Below are 20,406 nucleotides of genomic sequence, written 5' to 3'. Positions count from 1 at the left end.
CTTTAAATCGTGTCGTGGGGTCTGACAATAGATATGGGGGGCACATGAAATTCGCACAACGACTAATCGCTGGATTACTACTGCTGGGGCTGGCCGCCTGCGATGCCGGTCCGTCCGCCGTCCTGACCGATGGAAAGGGTGAAGCGCCCGCCGCGCAGGTCGCCCCGCGCGAGACACCCGCGCCCATAGCTGAGGCGTCCCCGCCGGTCGTGGCGGCCGAGGTGCCCGCCCCTGAAGTTGAGACGGCCGAAGTCGGGACGGCCGAGCCGGTCAAACAAACCGCGATCCGTCTCAAGCCGGGGCCTGCGGAGAAGGCCACAAAGACCAAGTTCGGCGACTGGCCGCTGTGGTCGTCGAACCGTCAGTATACGGCCTATGAGAACGCCACCTATCATTTTGAGAAGCATGGCGCAGAGGTGGGGGCCAAGTCCTACGAGGAATGGCTGGCCATCGTACACGGTTTTATCCACGCGCCGCCACCGGGCGTACAGACCCTTGCGCGCAACAATGGCGACACGCTGTTTTACGATCCGAACCGCAATGTCTTTGCGGTGATGACCAAAAAGGGGGCACCACGGACCCTGTTTCGGCCCTACGAAGGGGCGGCCTACTGGCAAAAACAGAAACAGGTCGAGTCCGAGCGCCGGACGATGACACGCGACAGCTATGGCGGCGGCTTCGAAGGCGGTGGCGAACCGTAGGGCAATCCTGTAAACTGCGGTCATGACTCAAATGACCCTAACCGATCAGATTCTCGACCGTGGTGCGGTACTATTGCTGGCCAATAAGGGCGAGCCCGTGCGGCTGGAAGGCTGCGAGCTGGAAGAGACAGACCTGTCCGACCTCATTCTCAATGGCTGGGTGTTCGAGGACTGCATCCTGCGCAAGGCCAAGTTCAAGTCGGCGCGGATGGAACGGGCGCAGTTCATCGGGTGCAAGGGCGGGCAGGCGGATTTCACCTCCGCCGACCTGACCGAGGCCCAGTTCACCGGTTGTGATTTCAACAATACGCCGTTCAAGGGCGCGCTCCTGTCGCAGGCCGTGTTCAAGCGCTGCAAGCTGACGGGGGCCAATTTCAACGACAGCCGCAATCTGGATGTGGTTTTCGAAGAATGCCGCCTGAACGATGCGCGGTTGCGCGGGTTTGCTTTCAATAAGCAGACGCTGAAATCGCTCGATCTGACCAATGCCGATCTGGCCAATGTCGATTTCCGCGAGGTTATGTTCGAAGACTGCAGTTTGCGCGATGCCGGGCTGAGTCACGCGCGCTTCGAAGGGGCGGATTTGCGCGGGACCGATATCGGCGGCGTACGGCTGGAAGACGCCCGGCGGTTCAAGGGCGCGACGATTTCAAAGGCACAGGCGGCGGAGCTTCTGTCGGAACTGGGGTTGAAGGTAAGATGAAGCCTTATGTGGAAATCCTGACCGGGGGTGGTTATCGCGTCGGTTTTACCGAGGTCGCCGATCTTTCGGCAACCGGGCTGACCGTGATGGACGCCTTGCGCGCCCTGTCGGTGGAAATTACTCGCCATTACGACACCGAAAAAGGCGATGAGAGCGCGGCGACCGAAACCGCCATGCGCCAGACCGACATTCTCGCCAATGACCGTTTTATCCGCGCCAATCAGATGCAGCAGTCGGTCATGACGGCCATGGCCATAGGCCTGATCTGAATGCCCCCCCTTACCCAGAAAGTTACGGTCTATATCGATGCCGATGCCTGCCCGGTGAAGGACGAGACCTATAAGGTCGCCGGACGTTACGGCCTGCGGACCGTGGTCGTGTCGAACAGCTTCATTCAGATCCCGAAATCCCCCCTGATCGAACGGATGATCGTCGATGCTGGGCCGGATATCGCCGATGACTGGATCGCCGATCAGGCCGTGGCGCACGACGTCGTCATCACCAACGACATTCCGCTGGCCGGGCGGGTGCTGGCGAAACAGGCCTATGCCATCGCGCCGAACGGGCGGGCCTTTACGCCGGATTCGATCGGGGCGGCCCTGTCGCAACGGGCCCTGATGGAGCATATTCGCTCGACCGGTGAGATTACCGGCGGGCCGCCGCCCTTTTCCGCCGCCAATCGTTCGCAGTTTTTGCAGACGCTGGATCAGGTGATCGTCAAGGCCCAAAAACTTAAACGCTAGGCTGGCTTTATAAAGACGCGAGGGTTTCGGCTCGAAACCTTAGCGGGTGTCTATCATCCTCCTGAAAAAGGAGACTATGATGACCGACCCCAAACCGAAAGTACCGCAGGAAGACCTGCTGACCAACGAACGTGATAACGAGTCGTCCATTGGGGATCTCGATATCGATATGAATGACGCCGATGACCTTGATCAGAGCATTGAACAGACCCAGGAACAGGACGACGATTTGAATTTCGGTCAGGGCAAGCTGGACAACGAGGCGGACGATCTCGATCTGGTTCGTGACGGTGACAAAGGCGAGGAAGACCTCGGCTATACGCGTTGATCGATACTCAAAGCGCATTTCTCCCTGATGAGTCGCCGTGATAGCGTGCGGCAAAATTACCGGAGGATGCCATGAAACGTCTGCTGCCGCTTGCCGTTACCCTTGTCCTGACCGCCTGTTCCCCAGCCGCCGAGCCGCCTCAGGAGCCGACGCAAAAGCCGCCGGAATCGCCCCCGGCGGCGGTCGATCTGCCGGAAGGGGTGCGGTCCGCCGCCATCGCCGCCATTCCGGGCCTGACCATTGCCGAATTCGAACGCAAGGAACGCGAAGGGCGCGTCTATTACGATGTTGAAGGTACGCGACCTGACGGTTCGGCCGTAGAGCTCGACCTGCTACAGGAGGGCGAGGCCTATAAGGTCGTCGAAATCCAGCGCGACATCGACTGGGCAACCGCTCCGGCGCTGGTGAGAGCCGCGGTCAAGGGGCTGACGCCGGTCCGTGTGATCGAAAGCACCCAGACCGATGCCGCCGTGATTTACGAACTGTTTGCCGAAGGCAAGCCGGAAAAGCCGTCCCTCGAAGTGCGCTGGAAGGACGGGCAGGCTCAGGTCTTGAAAGAAGAATGGCCGCATTAGGGTTTGTGAACACCATTCAGGGGTGTTGAACAAAATAAGGGCGTCATAAAAATAGGTCTTGCGTATAATTAGTGAACGTTTTAGGGGGAAGCGTTCATTTTGCCTCCCCCGGCGTAGTAAGAGACTTTAAGACCCATGACTTTCCTGCGGCTTCGTTCGGCCACCGCCCTGTGCGGCACCCTCATCGCTTTCACGGCCCTGCCCGCTCTGGCGCAGGAGGCCGTCACCGAGGTGGTCATCACGGCGCGTAAAAAGCCCGAACCGCTGGCCAAGGCCCCTATTTCGGTCGCTGTGGTCACCGGCGACCAGATGCGCGGCGCAGGCGCCTATGATCTCAAGGACATGCAGCTTCTGACGCCGTCGCTGCTGATCACCTCGACCGCCAATGAGGCCCAGACGACGGCGCGTCTGCGGGGCGTCGGTACGGTCGGCGACAATCCGGGCCTCGAATCGTCGGTGGGCGTGGTCATCGATGGCGTGGTGCGCGCCCGCACCGCCACCGCCATGAGCGATCTGGGCCAGGTCGAGCGTGTCGAAATCCTGAAAGGGCCGCAGACCAGCCTGTTCGGCAAGGGGGCGTCGGCGGGCGTCATTCAAGTGGTGAGCCGGGCACCCGGCTTTCAGCCCGTCCAGACTCTGGAACTGACCGCCGGAGATCACGGCACCTACGCGGTGGATGCCTTTGTTTCGGGACCGCTTTCGGAACGTCTGGCCGGCTCCCTGAGCCTTGTCCACCGTCAGCGCGACGGTCAGTACGATATTCAGACCGGTGACGGGCCGCGCAGCGAGACCAGAGACGGTGACCAGAACTATTATTCGGGGCGCGGGCAACTGCTGTACATGGCGGGGGATCGCCTCAAGGTCCGTCTGATCGCCGACTATACGAAACGCGACGAACACTGCTGCGCCGGGACCGCCGTCTCGGTCGGGGCGGCGGCGGCCTATATAGACCGTCTGTCGGTCGGTGACGGCGTCGTCAAGGCCGCGGATATCCACGATCGTCAGGCCTGGCTCAACCGTTCGACCGCGCAGGCAATCATAGATCAGGGCCTGTCGGTGGAAACCCATGCGCGCCTCACCGATAGCGTCGAACTGACCGCCATCACCGCCGTGCGTCGTTATGATCACAAGCAAGGTTACGACGCCGATTTCAGTGGCGCCGACATCTATTATCGCGAGCCGAGCGGGGCCTTCGGCAACCGTTTCGAGACCCTGAGCCAGGAGGTGCGCCTGTCCGGCGACACCGGTACGCTCGACTGGCTGGTGGGTGCCTATCTGTCGTCCGAAGACCTGACGCGCCACGATCAATATATTTATGGCGTCGATTTCGAACCCTATCTGGGGCTGATCCTGACCAGCGGGGCCAATATCAACCGCGTGTCGGAACTGACCGGCCTGGCGGTCGGGCAGTCCTATGTCGCCGGTCAGGGCGCGGCGGACGTCCATCATCAGCGTGAGCGTAATGCGGCGCTGTTCACCAATCTCGACTGGGACATCACCCCGGATGTCTCGGCGGTGCTGGGTCTGCGCTATAATCGTCAGACCAAGACGCTTTTGTCGAGCTATAGCAATTCCGATAACGGTATCGCCTGTGCGGCGGCGCAGGCCAAAGGCTCGGCGTCGCTCGGCACCCTGTGTCAGTCGTTTTCCAATCCCGCCTTCAACCGCCTCGTTCTGGGGCAACGGATGAGCGACGAGGCCGTGACCGGTACGCTCAAGCTGAGCTGGCAGGTGACGGACAAGGTCCTGACCTATGTGTCGGCCGCGCGCGGCTGGAAGGGCGGCGGGTTCAACCTCGATCGCGAACAGACGGCAACCTACGCCGCCGATACCAATACGTCGTTCGCACCGGAAACGGTGACGGCGTATGAGGCCGGCCTCAAAGGCCGGTGGTGGAACGGGCGTCTGGCGCTCGATGCGGCGGCCTTCCATCAGAAATTCAAGGATTTCCAGCTCAATACCTTCCTCGGTACCACCTTCCTCGTCACCTCGGTACCGGAGCTGACCTCGCGCGGGGTTGAAGCCGAGGCGCGCTTGCGCCTGCGTAACGGCTGGCGCTTCGTGACGGGGGCGACCTATGCCGAAAGCCAGTTCGGGCCGGATATCGTGTCGGGCCTGCCGCGCCTGACCGATGCCCGCGCCTCCTTCGCACCAAAATGGTCGGTGACGGCGCAGGTCGATTATTCACGCGACCTGTTCGGGCTCGATTTCGACGCGTCGCTCGATGCGCGCTATAATTCCGACTATAATACCGGCTCCGATCTGGCCCCTATCAAGATACAGCCGGCCTATACCCTGGCCAATGGCCGTCTGACCTTTGCCCGCAAGGACGGTTCGGTGGCGCTCGATATCTGGGGTCAAAACCTGACCGACGAGGACTATTATCAGGTGGTCTTCAGCGCGCCGATGCAGACGGGGACATTCAATGCGTTCATGGGCCAGCCCCGCACGCTTGGGGTGACCTTGAGGCTGAAGCGGTAGGTTTTGTTTTGTGGGGGGCTGTGCTAAGGCCCCTCAATGTCCGAAGAAAACCTCGCCATCCCCCTCGCGCCGTACCGCGTCTCCGTCCTGACCATGTTCCCCGAAGCCTTCCCCGGGCCGCTGGGCGTGTCGGTGCTGGGCAATGCCGAAAAAGAATCTGGGCTTTGGGCGCTTGAGCCTGTGGACATTCGTACCTTTTCGAGCGATAAGCGCGGCTTTCTCGACGACACCCCCGCCGGAGGTGGTCCCGGTCAGGTCCTAAAGGCCGACGTGATTGCCAAGGCGCTCGACAGTCTAGGTGAAAATGATGACCGTCCGAAGCTCTATATGAGCGCCCGCGGTCGCCCGATCACTCAGGCAAAAGTGCGCGAATGGTCGAAGGCCTCTGGCCTGATCGTTCTGTGTGGACGGTTCGAAGGGGTGGATCAGCGCGTACTCGATGCGCGCGGGTTCGAAGAGATCAGCGTCGGCGACGCCGTCCTTGCGGGCGGAGAATCGGCGGCGATGGTGACGATCGAAGCGGTGGTGCGGCTTATTCCGGGGGTTCTCGGCGCATCGGAAAGCCTCGATACAGAAAGTTTTGAGGATGGTCTCCTCGAACATCCGCAGTACACGCGACCGCGGAATTTCGAGGGCCTCGACATCCCCGAAGTGCTGTTATCCGGCGACCATAAAAAAATGGCCGTGTGGAAGCAGCGCATGAGAGAGGCAACCACGAAAGAACGCCGACCGGATCTCTGGGACGCGTATCTTTCCAAATCACAGGCAAAAGGCACGCCCAAGGCGTAAGCCTCAATATCGGAGTTACATCATGAACCTGCTTCAGCAAATCGAAGCCGAAGAAGTCGCCAAGCTGCGCGAAGGCAAGACCTTCCCCGCCTTCCAACCGGGCGACACCGTCCGCGTCAACGTGAAGATCAAGGAAGGCGACCGCGAGCGCGTCCAGGCCTATGAAGGCGTTGTGATCGCCCGCGCCGGCACCGGCATCAACGAAACCTTCACCGTCCGCAAGATCTCGTTCGGCGAAGGCGTCGAGCGTAAGTTCCCGCTGCTTCTGCCGGCCATCGAGTCGATCGAAGTGAAGCGTCGCGGCGTCGTGCGTCGCGCCAAGCTGTACTATCTGCGTGACCGTCGCGGCAAGTCGGCCCGTATCGTCGAGCGTTCGCAAAACTCGACCCGCGGCTCGAAGGGCGACGAACTGCGCGCTCAGCTGGCGGCCACGGACACTACGGAAGGCTAAGGCTTTCGGGCAACCGAGATATGAAAACCCCGCTGGTCGCCAGCGGGGTTTTTTTATTTCTTCTTCTTAGGTGTCAGGGCCAATCCCTGCTCGGCGCTGTAGGCGATGGTATTGCCGCCCTTCGACAGGGCCTGAATCAGCCGGGCCTGCAACAGCATCGGATTGTCGCTGTAGAGCCGGGCCGAATTGGCGAGGCTGCGCAATACGGCCTGTTCACCGCGCGCCTGTTCGATCTGGCGCTGGGCATCCTTTTGCGCCTCCAGCACCCCGGCAAAGGCGCGTTTCAGGTGCGGCGGCAGCAGGACATCGCGGACGGCAAAGTCGCTCAGCGTCAGGCCCAGGGCCGTGCCGTGTGGCGCAAGCACCGTCGTCAGGCGTTCGTCCAGTTCGCCTTTTTGCGCCAGCAAATCCTCCAGCGTCAGGTCGGCCACGGCACGGCGCAACTCGATCTGCGCCAGATTGTGCAGGCTCGCGTGAAAGGATTCGTGCGCGGTCGTGGCGGTATAGGCATCACTGATCTGATAAAATCCGGCCAAAGTCAGGCGGATATTGACGTTGTCACGCGTCAGTATGTCCTGACCGGGCAGGACGATCAGGCGTTTGCGCGTATCGACGATCTCGATGAACTGCGTGCGCGGGTGCCAGGTGTGAATCCCGGCCTCCAGCCGTTTCACGAAGACGCCTTTCTCGTACAAAAGCCCGCACTGATAGGCATAGATGGTCATCCGCTGATAGCGCGAATTGAGCCAAAGGGCACCGATCAGGACGGCCATCAGAATGATGAAGGTAATAATGGCGGGTGGGTCGATATCCATTCGAAATACCTAGAAAGCGCGGCTGATAATGAAACCCTGCGGGACCGGCATCGCGAACGGCGGGGGAGGCGCAAAACCTTCAGGCCCGATCGTCCGCTTTCTGACACCGGCCCGCAAGGCGGGGAGATGCAACCTGAATGCAGAGCATGACCGACTATGCCGTCTTGTCGGCGATCTATAATCTCCCGGACGGCCTTTTTCGGTCACGCCAACGGACAATGCGAGGCCGCGCGTTTAAGGTCAAGTTACGTCACCTGTCAGGATAGCTGACGGGCTTTTGACTTGCCCCGCCCCGAGTGGCGGCTAAGGTCAGCCCCTTCAACAGATAAAGGACGACCGCTCATGAACCGTCGCGATGCCCTTCTGTCCGGTCTGGCCCTGACCGCCCTGATTTCGACCCCCGCCTGCGCCCAGACCAAGCCCTCGACCTCGGTCGAAGGTTACGATGCCACGGTGTTTGCCGAAGGGATCGAGCAGCCGTGGGGCATGGCTTTTCTGCCGGACGGGCGATTGCTGGTGACCGAAAAAGCCGGGACGCTGAAACTGATCAGCGCCGATGGCAACTCGGCTCAGGTGATCACGGGGACGCCGGAGGTGGTCGACTACGGTCAGGCCGGTCTGCTGGATGTGGCCATCGATCCGAAGTTCAGCGAAAACGGCCTCGTCTATCTCAGCTTTTCCGAAGCGGGCGAAGGCGATACCGCCGGGACGGCGATTGCGCGCGGCAAGCTGGAGGGTACGGCTCTGACCGGCACCAAAGTCATCTGGCAACAAAGCCCGAAGGTCGAGGGACCGAACCACTGGGGCTCGCGTCTGGCCTTTTCGAAGGACGGGCAATATCTGTTCGCGACGCTCGGCGAGCGCGCCTCTTATCGCGACAAGGTGCAGGACCTCGGCACGACCTTCGGCAAGACCATCCGCATCAAACCGGATGGATCGATCCCCCAAGACAATCCGTTTGTGAAAACCGCAGGTGCTAAGCCGGAAATCTGGTCCTATGGTCACCGCAATATGCAAGGCGGCACGATCCACCCGGTGACCGGCGAATTCTGGACCAACGAGCATGGCCCTCAGGGGGGCGATGAGATCAATATCGCCCGTGCGGGCAAGAATTACGGCTGGCCGCTGGTCACCTATGGCGAGGAATATGGCGGCGGTCGCATCGGCGTAAAGCAGAAGGCGGGGATGGAAGAGCCGCTGCACTATTGGGTGCCGTCGATCGCGCCGTCGGGCATGTGGTTTTACGACGGCCCGCACGCGGTATGGCAGGGCAAGCTGTTCATCGGTTCGCTGAAGTTTAAATATCTCGACATGATCACGCTGGACGGCGAAAAGGTCGTCAAGGAAGAGAAGCTCCTGACCGAGTTCAGGGAGCGCATCCGCGACGTGGTCATGGGGCCGGATGGCGCGCTTTATGTCGCTTTCGATAATGCCGACGGGCGGATCGTCAGGATCGTGCCGAAGGGCGCCTGACCTGATTTAGAACGCACCCGCTTCGATGCGGAAATCGTTGCTCAGAAGGGTGCCGCAATCGGGCCGGTCGCCGAGACAGATTACCGCCATCGAGCCCTTCGGCACCAGAACCACGCCGTAGAACAGCTTGCCGCCGTTCACCTCGACGTGCCAGACGGCCATCTTGACCGGTTGCGGCCCGTTGAGGGTGATGACTTCGCGACCGGTGATGGCGGTGACGTCCTTGGCGATCGACAGGTCGTCGGCCGAGCCCGGCGTGATCATCTGCTGGACATTGGCGTCGAGCTGATCGGCGGGCATCGGGGTTTGCGCCTTGCCGCGCGAGACGTTGAAATAGTACTTCCCGTCGGACGAATCCCACATGAAGACGCGTGATCCGTCCTCGCTCTGGGTGGTTTCGCCGGTGACGGGGGTGCGGAAGCTGTACCAGCCTTCGCTGTCGGCGAACTTCATGCGCGTGCCGTCGAGGATCATCTCGCTCTTGACGGAATCCGCCAGAGCCAGAGGCGCCCCGATCAGGCCGCCCACAGCAAGCATTACGCCGACTATCCGTTTCATCGATTTTCCCCGGTTTACCCGCCACACCATGGGCTCAAGTTTGCGCTGCGGTAAACCCCTGTTCAGGGGTAGCGCCCCACCTTGCGGGATTTGTAAGTCTCAGCGGCGCTTAAAGCGCATCGGGGCCATAGTTGGAAGCCGCGGCCTCGCTGGCGACCGTACCGGCCTCCGGCAAGGGCTGGGGTTGCTTTTGCTCGATCATGGGCGCGGCGGGGGCTGCCGGTTTTTCAGTCAGGCTGGCTGGGGCGTGCAGATCGTCGCGGACATAGTGGTACATGCGTTCGTCCGAACAGGCGCAGATCTTGATATGCTCGGCCCCGTCGCGCCAGATGATCAGCGGATAGCGGATCGGCACGCCATTATTGGCCAGAAGCGGCTCAAGCTGGGTGATGAAATCGCGACTGGCACCGACGACCGCTGTGCGCGCCAGATCGCCGTCGGCGGCGCGGAAGTCGGGTTGCCACGTCTCTTCCGGGGCCGCACGCCACTGGCGATAGAGCGAATAGGAGCGGTTGAGCCAGATTTCGGCGATGGTGGCGCGTTCGGACGGCGTCGTCTTGGTCTTGCCCTCGACATCCATCGGCGCGAAGGGGACGATGCGGATATCGGCGGCGATGGCTTCGAACTTGGGCAGTTCCTGCTCTTCCCACACCTTGCATGAGGCGCAGTTGCGGTAGGTGATGACCCACATTTCCGGGCCTTCCTTGCCCGAGGCGGCAAAGCCGGACGCATCCAGAAGGGTCTGAATTTCCTTCTGGTTCTGGGTCACCGTGATCGGGCTCCAGCGGATGAAGAAATTCCAGTAGGCCCAGTAGCCCACGCCGCCCAGTACCGTCACGGTCAGCAGGACAAAGATCGCGTACAGAATATGTTTCTTGGTCATGCCGCCGGTTGCCCCTCTTGAAGGCGGCACTATAAGCGCGAACCGGGGCGGCTGTTAAGACTTTGGTTAACGAATTCAGCCGCCGAGCAGGGCGAGAACGCCGATTATGGTCCCGGTGAGGGCGGCAAACCACAAAAGTCCGTACCACAGGCGCGATTTTATCTGTCGCCGATCGAGACTTGTGTGGGGATTCTGCGGTTCGGTTGAAGGCATATGCCTCTATAGCCGTAATTTTCACCGGGGAAAACAGACTTGATCCGTGAACGAACACGGGCATGATCGCGCCATGCACATCGTCGAGGAACTCATTCAGGAACGCGCCCCGAAACTGGTTGCTTCGGCGGCATGGCCGGTCGTCAAGCCGGTGCTTTATGGCGTGCTCGGTTACGGCAAGGCGGTCGCCATGGCCGATGCGATTGCGGATTTGCCGGGGGAGGACGCGCTGGCCCATGTGTCGCGCCTGCTGTCGCTCGACACGGCGGTCAGCCATATCGACCGTATCCCGAAAACCGGGCGCTGCGTCGTTCTCTGCAATCATCCGACCGGTATTGCCGATGGCGTCGCGGTTTACGACGCGCTGCGGCGGGTGCGGGGGGACGCGATTTTCTTTGCCAATGCCGATGCGTTGCGGGTCAGCCCGCGCCTGAGCGAGGTCATTATCCCCGTCGAATGGGTCGAGGTCAAACGCACGCGGGAAAAGACGCGCGCCACGCTGCTGGCGGCCAGAGATGCCTTTGACGCCGAGCGCTGCGTGGTGCTGTTCCCTGCCGGACGGCTGGCGCGACGCGATGCGCAGGGCCGGTTGAGCGATCCGCCGTGGGCGACGACGGCGGTGTCTCTGGCGCAGAAATACGCGGCACCGATCGTACCGATCCACGTCGCCGGACCTGACTCGGTCTGGTTCCACACTTTCAACCGCTTCTCGCCGGAATTGCGCGACATCACCCTGTTTCATGAACTGCTGAACAAGGCGGGCAAGCGGTTCGACCTGACCGTCGGGCCGGTCCTGGCGCCGGAGAAACTGGATATGGAAACCGGCTTGTTGTGCGACCGCCTGAAGGTCTATATCGAGCGCGACCTGCGCGACGATCCGGACAAGGCGGCCCTATGAGCGACACCTTTCTCAAAGACGAGGCGGAAACCATCGCCTATGGCGCGTGGCTGGCCGGTGAACTGAAGGCGGGGGACGTGGTCTATCTGCTCGGCGATCTGGGGGCGGGGAAATCGACCCTGGCGCGGGGCCTGATCCGCGCTCTGACCTCGCCCGACGAAGACGTGCCGTCGCCGACCTTTACACTAGTCCAGACCTATGAGGGCCAAAGCGTCGATATTGCCCATTTCGACCTCTATCGCCTGACCGACCCGGAAGAAATATATGAGGTCGGCCTGTTCGAACTGGCCGAGACCCATATCTGCCTGATCGAATGGCCGCAGCGGCTGGGGCATTTGGGCTTTGACGCGCCATGGGTGGTGCGCCTAAAACAGCAGGTCAATGAGGCGGGTGACGCGGGCCGTTCGGTCAGCCTGACCCGGCCGGAACAGGTGGCAGGATGACCCGGGAAGATTTACGCGTTCAGTTTCTTCAGGCCGCGGGTCTGGGCGATTGGCGGCGCGATCCGCTGCCGGGCGACGCCTCGACGCGGCGCTATGAGCGGCTGGTGCACACGGATGGTTCGACCCTGATGCTGATGGATCAGGCCCCGGCGCTGGAATCGCAGCCGTGTCCGCCCGACGCCACGCCCGCCGAGCGCAAGGCCCTGGGCTACAACGCGTCGGCGCGTCTGGCGGCGGGGCGGATCGAAGCCTTTGTCGGTGCGGCGACCTATCTGTCAGAGCACGGACTATCGGCACCGAAACTGCGCGATTTCGATGCACAAAACGGCTTCCTCATCCTCGAAGACCTCGGCGATGGCCTGTTTGCGCGCCTGATCGAAGGGGGCGAACCTGAGGCACCGCTCTATCTGGAGGCCGTGGCGGCGCTGGCGCAACTGCATCGGGTGACGCCGCCCGTCGACGTCGCCGGCTGGCCGCTTCTGGCCTATGACGCGCTGGCCCTGAAAACGGGAGTGGACCTGTTTATCGAGTGGTATCCGAAATATGATCCGTCGGTGGCGCTTTCCGCCTCGGCCCTGGCCGAATGGGAGGCGCTGTGGGCCCCATTGCAGGCGCGCGCCGCAGCCGAAGCCACGGTGTTCATCCATCGCGACTACCATGCGGAAAACCTGCTCTGGCTGCGCGACCGCGCGGGGGTTGCCCGTGTCGGCATGATCGATTTTCAGGACTGCCTGAAGGGCCACCCCAGCTGGGATCTGCATTCCCTGCTTCAGGACGCCCGCCGCGACGTGCCGCCGGAACTGGAAGCGCTCTGTCTCGATCACTATTTCACCCTGCGACCGGAGGTGGATCGTGAGGCCTTCATGCAGAACTATACCGCGCTGGCCGCGATGAACGAGGCGCGCATTCTCGGCATTTTTGCGCGCCTGATCGCCCGTGACGGCAAGCCGCGCTACGAGGCTTTCATCCCGCGCATGTGGGGGCATCTGGGGCGGAACCTCGCCGCACCGGGCATGGCGGCGGTGCGCGACTGGTTTACGGCCAATGGTTTCGGAGACAAGCTGTCGTGACGATCCGAACCGCATTCGTACTGGCGGCCGGGCTGGGGACGCGGATGCGGCCCCTGACCGACGACCGCTCGAAGGCGCTGGTCGAGGTGGGCGGACGCGCCCTGATCGACCATATGATCGACCGGCTGATCGGCGCAGGGGTCGAGCGGTGCGTGGTCAATGTCCACTATTTTGCCGATCGGCTGGAGGCGCACCTGCGTCGCCGCACGGATGTCGAGGTGGTGATTTCTGACGAGCGCGACGCCTTGCTCGAAACCGGGGGCGGTCTGAAAAAAGCCCGGCCCCTGCTGGGGGACGACCCCATACTGGTCGCCAATATCGACAGCGTTTGGATCGAGGATGGGGGCACGGATGGAGCGATCCGGGCCCTGATCGAGGGCTGGGACCCCGAGCGCATGGCGGCGCGACTGCTGCTCGCCGATATGGCGCGGTCGTCGGGCTTCGACGGGGCGGGTGACTTCTTTTTGTCCGATGACGGACGACTGACCTTTCGCGGCGAATCCAAAACCGCGCCCTTCAACTATATGGGCGTCCACATTACGCATCCCGACATCGCCGACCGCGTTCCGGCGGACGCCTTTTCGCTGACGCCGATCTGGCGCGCCAAGGCCGCCGAAGGCAAACTGTTCGGCGCAACCCTGCAGGGCGACTGGATGCACGTCGGCGATCCGGCGGCCCGCGCAGCGGCGGAAGTGAGACTGGCGCGTGGCTAAGACAGACCTGTTCGTCTATCCGGCTCCGCGGTGGTTTTCGATCCCGCCGGGGCGTCCGTTTCTCGACGATCTGGCGCGCGGCCTGTGCGAGACGCTCGGCGAAGAGCTGTCGTCGGCGCAGATCCTGACGCCGACGCGGCGTGGCGCACGGGCCATGGCGCGAGCCTTTACCGATCAGTGCCGGACCGGGGCCTTGTTGCTGCCTCAGGTGCGCGCCATCGGTGATCTTGATGAAGGCGAGCCGCCGTTCGATCTCGAATATCTGGCGCTTGACCTGCCGCCGGCCTTGTCGCCGACGCGCCGACGGTTCGAGCTCGCCAAGCTGGTGCGCGCGCATTTCGAATCGCCCCAGCCGCTGACAGCACGCACGGCGCTGGAGCTGGCCGATTCCCTCGCGGGCTTTTTCGATTCTCTGGCTCTCGAAGAGATCGATGCGGGGCCGAAGCTGGAGCGTCTGGTCCATGATCCGGAGCAGACGCACGGCGCACTGGAGGCCTGGGCCGAACATTGGCAGGTTTCGGCGCGCTTCCTGTCGATCGTGGTCGATCTGTGGCCGCGACGCCTGAGCGAACTGGGCCTGATGGACCCCAGCCAGCGCCGGGCCCTGCTGATCCGGCGGCTGGCGGAGCAGTTCGACGCGCATCCGCCCGCTACGCCGCTCCTGCTGGCCGGGTCCACCGGTACGGCGCCGTCCATGGCCGACCTGATGGGGGTCATCTCCAAGCTGCCTCAGGGGGCGGTGATTCTGCCGGGCCTTGACGCGTCGCTGGCCGACGATGTCTGGGCGCAGATCGAGGATTCGCACCCGCAGGCCGCCCTCAAACGCTTGCTGGACCGGCATGGGGTTTCACGTGACACGGTGCGAATCTGGCCCGCTTCGGTCGAGGCCGACCGGCAGCGGCTGGCGCGGCGTCGCCTGATCAACGAGGCCCTGCGGCCCGCCGAGGCGACCAAGGACTGGCGCACCCAGATCGACGCCCTGAAAGCCGGATCGTCGACGGCGATTACCGATGGCCTGAGCGGTCTCAATCATCTGGAAGGTCGCAACGATGAAGAGGCGGCGGCGGTCATTGCGCTTTTGATGCGCGAAGCGCTGGACACGCCGGACAAGACCGTGGCCCTGATCACGCCGGACATTACGTTGTCGCGGCGCGTGTCGGCGCGCCTGTCGCGCTGGGGGCTGGCGGCGGATTCTTCGGCGGGGGATGCCCTGATTCATGCGCCCGTGGGGCGCTTCTTTCATGATGTGCTCGACCTGAGCCTCGATCCGTTCGATGCCGCGACGCTGCTGAGTCTGCTGCGTAATCCCTTGTCGCGATTTGCCCGGGACGCGCGTCTGGACGATCTGGATATCAAGGGGCTTCGGGGTGCCAAACCCAAATCCTTCGCTGAAGTGCGTGAACGGCTGATCGCCACGCAAAGATTCGAGGCCGCCGCCCTGTGGGAGGACTATGTCGGCGCGGTTACGACGTCGGAAAGCACAAAGACAGACCTGTCCGACTATGTGAGGGCCTTTATCCGTCGCGCGGAGGGTCTGGCGGCTGACGAGGGGCAGATTTTGTGGCAGGGGGCCGCCGGTGCCTCGGCCGCGGCGCTCCTGTCGGACCTGCTGAGCGAAGGCGAGACCTATGCTGTCGAAGACGACCAGGTCTTTGCCGATATTCTGCGTCACGCCCTGCGGACGACCACGGTACGGACGGGGGGACACACCCATCCGCGTTTGTCGATTCTGGGGGCCATCGAAGCGCGGATGTTTTCGGCTGACCGGGTCATACTGGCCGGGCTCGAAGAAGGGGTATGGCCGCAAGCCGCCGAAATCGACCCGTTCCTGTCACGTCCGATGCGCAAGACTCTGGGCCTGCCGTCGCCCGAACGGCGTACTGGATTGTCGGCGCACGACTTCGTTCAGGCGGCCTGCGGTCCCGACGTATGGCTGATCACCCGCAACCGTCGCGAAGGCGAACCACAGGTGCGGTCGCGCTGGCTGTGGCGGCTGGATACCCTGGTCGGCGGGGCGGGCGAAAAGGTGCCCGGCGACCGCCGATGGCTCGACTATGCCCGGCGTATGGACGCGGCCATCGCAACGGCGCCGGACAGCCTGAAACCCGCCATGCGCCCCCGTCCGGCGCCGCCGGTCGAGGTGCGGCCGCGCAAGCTTTCGGTTACGCGGATCGAGACGCTGGAACGCGATCCTTACGCCATCTATGCGCACTATATCCTGAATCTGAAACCGCTCGACCGGCCCAACGAACCCTTCGAGGCCCTGCGCCGCGGGACAGCGATCCATGCCGTCGCTGAGGCCTTTGCGCAGTCCGACACACCGCTCGGGGCGGCGGGCGAGGCCCTGTTCTGCGAGATGCTGGAAGCCCGTCTGCGCGCCGAAAATCTCAGCGAGGCGCAACTGGCCCTGCAGCGTCCGCTTTTCCCCGATCTGGCACGTGAATTCGTCCGTTTCGAGGCCGGGCGGCGGGCAGCGAAACCGCGATTGCTGATCGAAAAGGCCGGTCAGCTCAGCTTTACCCTGCCGCGCGGCGAGTTTGTGATCAACGCCAAGGCCGACCGCGTCGAGATCCATGACGGCGGCATGGACATACTCGATTTCAAGACCGGTCAGCCCCCGTCACCCAAGGCCGTGCTGGCCGGTTTTTACCCGCAATTGACCCTGACGGCGGCGATCCTGAAATATGGCACGTTCGAGGGGCTGGAGGCATCTCATCGCGCCAAGGGGCTGGGGACGCTCAGCTATGTGCGCCTGTCGTCCGATGCGGTGAAGGAACGCGTGGTCTTCGACAAGAAAAATCCGCTGACTACGGACGAAATGGCCGATCGCGCTTTGATCCGCGTCAAAGAGCGTCTCGGCCAGTACGAAAATCCGTCCCAGGGCTATGTGTCGTGGCGCGCCCCGCAATTCCGCCTGGAGCGTGGCGGCGATTACGATCAACTGGCGCGGCTCTATGAATGGCACGTGCTGGGCGACAAGGAGATTGACGGGTCCGAAGGCTTCGGGGAGGAGGGCGAATGAACCCGCAAAACGCTGCCGCCGACCCTGAGGTATCGTGCTTCCTGACGGCCAATGCCGGGTCGGGCAAGACCTCGACCCTGGTCAATCGCGTCGCCCGCCTGCTGCTGCGCGGGGCGCGGCCGGAACACGTCCTGTGTGTGACCTATACCAAGGCGGCGGCCGCCGAAATGCAGGGGCGACTCTATGAACGGCTGGGCGGCTGGGCGGTCGCCGAGGACGAAAAACTGGCGGCGGAACTGGTCGCCATCGATGAAAATCCCGCCGACCTGTCCAAGGCGCGGGCCCTGTTCGCGCGGGCGCTGGAGACGCCGGGCGGGCTGAAAATCCAGACCATCCACGCCTTTTGCGAAAAGCTGTTGCGGCGATTTCCGCTGGAGGCGGGACTGAGCCCGTCGTTTCAGGTGCTCGACGATCTGGTGGCGAAAGACCTGTCGCAAAAGGCCCTTGATGCGGTCCTGACCCTGCCCGACGCGCCCTATCGCGATCGGTTGATCCGTGGACTGAAAGGGCAGAAGTTCGAGCAGTTGCTCAACCAGTTCATCCATCAGCACGATGCCATCGTTACGCAACTCGATGCCGTGCAGGCCGAGGCCGCCGGCACGCCGCTGAGCGTCCATGTCTTCGCACGGCTGGGGCTGGATGCGCCGATAACGCCGGATCAGGTTGTCGATCGGTTTGCCGCGACGCTCGACTGGGACGAGATCGCCGAACTGGCGCGGTCGCTGGCGACGATCAGCACCAAAGGCAATCAGGACCTGTCGGTCACGTTGCTGACCCTGCGGGAGGCCGCCCTGAATGGCGACCCGTTCGATTTCGACACGTTCTATAAGATTTTCTACACCGGCACGCACGGCCCGCGCAAAGACCTGTGCTCGACCAAAAGCGCGCAATACGACCGCGACTGGCTGGACCGGATGCGGGTGACCTTCGCGGACGTCGTCGCGCAACGCAAGGCGGCGGAAACGGCGCTGAATACGCTGGATGCCCTTCTGCTGTTCACCGATTTCAGCCGTATCTATCAGGGTTTGAAGCGGCAGACCGGGGCGCTCGATTTTCAGGACCTGATCGGCCTGGCCAAACGTCTGCTGGCGGACGGTTCGATGTCGCAATGGGTGCTGTTCAAGATGGATGGCGGACTGGAGCACGTTCTGGTCGACGAAGGACAGGATACGTCGGGCGATCAGTGGGATATCGTCAAGGCCCTGACCGAGGAGTTCTTCGCGGGCGAAGGCTCTGTCTCGTCTGTGGCCAATGCCGGGCGGACGGTCTTTGCGGTGGGCGATGAAAAGCAATCTATCTATGGGTTTCAGGGGGCCAAGCCCGACCTGTTTCTGGGGATGCGCCACTATTATCAGCAGCGCGCGGAAGCGGCGGGCAAGCGCTTCGTCGTACCGCAACTGGTGCAAAGCTGGCGTTCCCTGCCGCAGGTGCTGGGGGCGGTGGACGCGGTATTCGACGCGCCGGACCTGTCCGAAGCGCTGAACTTCACCGCGGAAAAGATCGTTCACGAGGCGAAACGCGGTGAGCGTGCGGCCACGGTCGAGCTATGGCCGCCGGTCTTCCCGTTGCCTGTGCCGGACCTCGATGAGGACGATGCCGATATCGAGCCGGTCGATGCCTCGGCGGCGGCCCCGGCCAAGCGTCTGGCGCAGCAATTGGCCTTCCATATTCGCCGTGAAATCGATCTGGGGCGCAGCGTTATCGACAAGGGAACGCGTACCGCGCGACCCATGCACGCCGGTGATGTCCTTATTCTGGTGCGCAAACGCGATGCCCTGTTCGAGCATATCATCCGTGAACTGAAAATGGCCGGAGTGGCGGTGTCGGGCGCCGACCGGCTGAAGCTGGGCGACCATATCGCCTTTCAGGATTTGCGGGCGTTGATGCGTTTCTGTCTGCAACCGGGCGACAGTCTGTCCCTGGCCTGTGTGCTGCGCAGTCCCCTGTGCGACCTGAGCGAGGACGACCTTTACGATCTGGCACGCACACCGGAGACGCGTCTGTGGCAGGCGCTGGGGAGGCGGGCGGACGAGAATCCGCGCTTTTCCGCCGCCCGGAATTTCCTCGGCTGGGTCCTGAGCGAGGCCCCGGACCGCACGGCCTTCGACCTGCTGGGGCGTATCCTCAACCGCCGCGATCCGGACGGCCGCACCCAGCGTCAGCGCTTCGTCACGCGGCTGGGGGTGGAATGCGAAGACGTGCTGGACGAGACGCTGAATCTGGCGCTCAAGGGCGAAGGCGTCGGCGATATCGGCCTGATCACCTTCCTCAATCTGTGCGAATTCAACGCCACGGATATCAAGCGTGAGCAGGAAGAGGGCGGCGACCGCGTACGGGTTATGACCGTGCACGGATCGAAAGGCCTCGAAGCGCCATGGGTCATATTGCCGATGGCGCCGGGGTTCAAGTCGACGCAGAAGGACGATCTGCTGGTGATGTCCGATGCGGCCGATATCTTCCTCTCCTCGCGCGGCAAACACTTCGACCCCGATGCGGTGACGCAGATCAAGTCGGCGCGCAGCGACCGCGAGGCAAAAGAGGGCTTGCGTCTGTTTTACGTGGCCCTGACGCGGGCGCGTGACCGCCTGACCCTGTGTGGCTATCGCGGCAAGACTTCACCCCGCGGTCTGTTCCCCGACTGGTACGATCTGGCGGCGGACGGTTTTGCCCGCCTACCCGATGTGATCGCCGTCGACATGGAAACGCGCGTCGATTTCGGCGTGGCGAAGGACGCCGAACCGGCGGACGGCACGCAGGTTCTGGTTTATGGGCAGCGCGCGGGCCTTATGACCGCCGAGGCCGGGATAGGGATGCCGGACGCGCCGCTACCGGCCTTTATCACCGCTCCGCCCATGGATGACCCGGAGGCGGACATTATTTGGCGCTCGGTGTCGCAGTTAAGTGATGACGACCGCACCGCCAGCGACCGGGCGCCGTCGCCTCTGGCCGGGTTGCCGGGGCTGGGACGGTTCGGGCGCGGTATCAAGATCCATAAGCTGTTCGAGATTCTGCCGGAACTTCCCGAGGCGCGGCGCGACACCGTGGCGCGCGCCTGGCTGGCCAAGCAACCGGACCTCGACGACACCCAGCGCGAGGAAATCCATAGCGCGGTGTTCGGCGTGCTGAACGATGTGCGTTTTGCCGAGGCGTTCGGGCCGAAATCGCGGCCGGAAGTGGCGCTGGCCGGGCAGATCGGTGTCAATGAGCGCGGAGACGCGGTGTTCATGTCGGGCCGCATCGATCGGCTGGTGGTCGAGGCGGATCGTGTGCTGGTCATCGACTATAAATCGAATCGGCCCGCGCCCGATTCGGCGGACGAGGCCGCCGTCGATTATCAGCGTCAGATGGCCGGCTATGTCGCGCTGCTTCGGCAAATCTATCCCCACCACCGGATCGAGGCCGCGCTTTTGTGGACGGACGGCCCGAAACTGACGCCCTTAAGCGAGACTTTAGTAAATCTCAGGCTCGCCGAAATCGGCGGCCATTGATTTCTTATCGCGTCTTACCTACCTTGTGATCCGAACAAGCGTATCCGCCCCTGATACAG

The 20,406-nt window shown here is 62.9% G+C and carries 19 protein-coding genes; 16 read left to right on the top strand and 3 right to left on the bottom strand.

From position 1 onward, the window contains the following. Positions 1-44: 44 nt before the first annotated feature. The 9 genes from PQU92_RS06790 to rplS all read left to right on the top strand — a co-directional run bounded on the left by PQU92_RS06790 (position 45) and on the right by rplS (position 6,771). Positions 45-701 carry a hypothetical protein gene (locus PQU92_RS06790; RefSeq protein WP_272747459.1) on the top strand — a complete coding sequence of 219 codons (657 nt, stop codon included), beginning with the start codon at positions 45-47 and terminating at the stop codon, positions 699-701. Positions 702-732: 31 nt separating this feature from the next. Beyond that, complete coding sequence (locus PQU92_RS06785) at positions 733-1,404, top strand: pentapeptide repeat-containing protein (protein WP_272747458.1); 672 nt, start codon at positions 733-735, stop codon at positions 1,402-1,404. Then, complete coding sequence (locus PQU92_RS06780) at positions 1,401-1,673, top strand: hypothetical protein (protein ID WP_272747457.1); 273 nt, start codon at positions 1,401-1,403, stop codon at positions 1,671-1,673. The genes PQU92_RS06785 and PQU92_RS06780 overlap by 4 nt, the downstream gene beginning before the upstream one ends. Next, positions 1,674-2,147 (top strand): YaiI/YqxD family protein, encoded by a 474-nt coding sequence (locus tag PQU92_RS06775; protein ID WP_272747456.1) that lies wholly within the window; start codon positions 1,674-1,676, stop codon positions 2,145-2,147. It abuts the gene before it with no gap. A gap of 79 nt (positions 2,148-2,226) precedes the next feature. Continuing rightward, positions 2,227-2,475 carry a hypothetical protein gene (locus PQU92_RS06770; RefSeq protein WP_272747455.1) on the top strand — a complete coding sequence of 83 codons (249 nt, stop codon included), beginning with the start codon at positions 2,227-2,229 and terminating at the stop codon, positions 2,473-2,475. A 71-nt stretch (positions 2,476-2,546) separates the two neighbouring features. After that, the gene (locus PQU92_RS06765; RefSeq protein WP_272747454.1) at positions 2,547-3,050 is read left to right on the top strand and encodes a hypothetical protein; all 504 of its coding nucleotides are present in this window, start codon (positions 2,547-2,549) and stop codon (positions 3,048-3,050) included. Positions 3,051-3,185: 135 nt separating this feature from the next. Beyond that, positions 3,186-5,531: a TonB-dependent receptor gene (locus PQU92_RS06760; protein ID WP_272747453.1), complete on the top strand. Its 2,346-nt coding sequence runs from the start codon at positions 3,186-3,188 to the stop codon at positions 5,529-5,531. 36 nt (positions 5,532-5,567) lie between these two features. Then, positions 5,568-6,320, top strand: a complete 753-nt coding sequence (gene trmD / locus PQU92_RS06755) for a tRNA (guanosine(37)-N1)-methyltransferase TrmD (protein WP_272747452.1) — start codon at positions 5,568-5,570, stop codon at positions 6,318-6,320. Positions 6,321-6,342: 22 nt separating this feature from the next. Further along, a complete protein-coding gene (rplS, locus tag PQU92_RS06750; RefSeq protein WP_272747451.1) occupies positions 6,343-6,771 on the top strand; it encodes a 50S ribosomal protein L19 in 429 nt (142 codons plus the stop codon). A 53-nt stretch (positions 6,772-6,824) separates the two neighbouring features. Here rplS and PQU92_RS06745 read toward each other — a convergent pair whose 3' ends face one another. Beyond that, entirely contained in the window at positions 6,825-7,586 is a 762-nt protein-coding gene (locus tag PQU92_RS06745; protein WP_272747450.1) for a slipin family protein, read from the bottom strand. Between the two features lie 342 nt (positions 7,587-7,928). Between PQU92_RS06745 and PQU92_RS06740 the strand changes: the two genes are divergently transcribed. Continuing rightward, positions 7,929-9,059, top strand: coding sequence for a PQQ-dependent sugar dehydrogenase (locus PQU92_RS06740; RefSeq protein ID WP_272747449.1), 1,131 nt, complete (start codon positions 7,929-7,931; stop codon positions 9,057-9,059). Between the two features lie 6 nt (positions 9,060-9,065). Here PQU92_RS06740 and PQU92_RS06735 read toward each other — a convergent pair whose 3' ends face one another. Both PQU92_RS06735 and PQU92_RS06730 read right to left on the bottom strand, forming a co-directional pair. After that, on the bottom strand, positions 9,066-9,617 hold the full coding sequence (locus PQU92_RS06735) for a hypothetical protein (RefSeq protein WP_272747448.1): 552 nt from the start codon (positions 9,615-9,617) through the stop codon (positions 9,066-9,068). A 109-nt stretch (positions 9,618-9,726) separates the two neighbouring features. Beyond that, positions 9,727-10,500 (bottom strand): hypothetical protein, encoded by a 774-nt coding sequence (locus PQU92_RS06730; RefSeq protein WP_272747447.1) that lies wholly within the window; start codon positions 10,498-10,500, stop codon positions 9,727-9,729. A gap of 286 nt (positions 10,501-10,786) precedes the next feature. Here PQU92_RS06730 and PQU92_RS06725 point away from each other — a divergent pair, with 286 nt between their 5' ends. The 6 genes from PQU92_RS06725 to addA are packed head-to-tail and all read left to right on the top strand — an operon-like array spanning position 10,787 to position 20,347. Beyond that, entirely contained in the window at positions 10,787-11,611 is an 825-nt protein-coding gene (locus PQU92_RS06725) for a GNAT family N-acetyltransferase (RefSeq protein ID WP_272747590.1), read from the top strand. Next, positions 11,608-12,054, top strand: a complete 447-nt coding sequence (tsaE, locus tag PQU92_RS06720; protein WP_272747446.1) for a tRNA (adenosine(37)-N6)-threonylcarbamoyltransferase complex ATPase subunit type 1 TsaE — start codon at positions 11,608-11,610, stop codon at positions 12,052-12,054. Before PQU92_RS06725 ends, tsaE begins: the two co-directional genes overlap by 4 nt. Then, complete coding sequence (amgK, locus tag PQU92_RS06715; RefSeq protein ID WP_272747445.1) at positions 12,051-13,124, top strand: N-acetylmuramate/N-acetylglucosamine kinase AmgK; 1,074 nt, start codon at positions 12,051-12,053, stop codon at positions 13,122-13,124. Before tsaE ends, amgK begins: the two co-directional genes overlap by 4 nt. Further along, positions 13,121-13,837: an N-acetylmuramate alpha-1-phosphate uridylyltransferase MurU gene (murU, locus tag PQU92_RS06710; protein WP_272747444.1), complete on the top strand. Its 717-nt coding sequence runs from the start codon at positions 13,121-13,123 to the stop codon at positions 13,835-13,837. Before amgK ends, murU begins: the two co-directional genes overlap by 4 nt. Then, positions 13,830-16,859 carry a PD-(D/E)XK nuclease family protein gene (locus tag PQU92_RS06705; protein WP_272747443.1) on the top strand — a complete coding sequence of 1,010 codons (3,030 nt, stop codon included), beginning with the start codon at positions 13,830-13,832 and terminating at the stop codon, positions 16,857-16,859. Before murU ends, PQU92_RS06705 begins: the two co-directional genes overlap by 8 nt. Continuing rightward, a complete protein-coding gene (gene addA, locus PQU92_RS06700) occupies positions 16,856-20,347 on the top strand; it encodes a double-strand break repair helicase AddA (protein WP_272747442.1) in 3,492 nt (1,163 codons plus the stop codon). The genes PQU92_RS06705 and addA overlap by 4 nt, the downstream gene beginning before the upstream one ends. Positions 20,348-20,406 lie beyond the last annotated feature (59 nt).

This window comes from Asticcacaulis aquaticus (assembly GCF_028550415.1).
In the GTDB taxonomy this organism is placed as follows: Bacteria; Pseudomonadota; Alphaproteobacteria; order Caulobacterales; family Caulobacteraceae; genus Asticcacaulis; species Asticcacaulis aquaticus.
Note: the sequence above shows the minus strand (reverse complement) of the source record. Positions and strands in the feature narration are given on the sequence as shown.